The organism is Enterococcus sp. 5H (assembly GCF_028128615.1).
GTDB lineage: Bacteria > Bacillota > Bacilli > Lactobacillales > Enterococcaceae > Enterococcus_L.
The window spans coordinates 1-320 of the sequence record NZ_AMDP01000050.1 but is presented as its reverse complement, the minus strand read 5'-3'; the positions used below and the strand labels follow the sequence as shown (position 1 = coordinate 320).

General features: G+C 39.1%; 1 pseudogene. It reads left to right on the top strand.

Annotation, left to right across the window (positions count from 1 at the left end):
- A pseudogene (locus C240_RS16415) lies at positions 1-320 on the top strand (hypothetical protein); the annotation flags it as partial.

The following is a 320-nucleotide window of genomic DNA, read 5'->3' as shown; positions in this document are numbered from 1 at the left end:
AATAGCTTAGGCATTGGCAGTACCTTTGCGAATACAATTAAACTAGAGTTTTGCCAAGTGATCGAGGGATTAAAAGAAACAGATGTCATAGAAGTTTCCATGGGGCTTAAAGTTCATGAAAATGGAACGATCCAACCTTTAGAATATCCGTTTAGATTAGGCAGTGCTAAAATCGGTTACGCTCAATTAACTTCTTATACGCCTGATGAAATCGAGTTCGTCCCTCTGGGGAAATTCTATATAAAAGGTCGTGTTGATCCGGATCGTAATGAAAATAAAACGACAGTTGAAGCGATGGATGCTTGGATGTTTATGGAAGG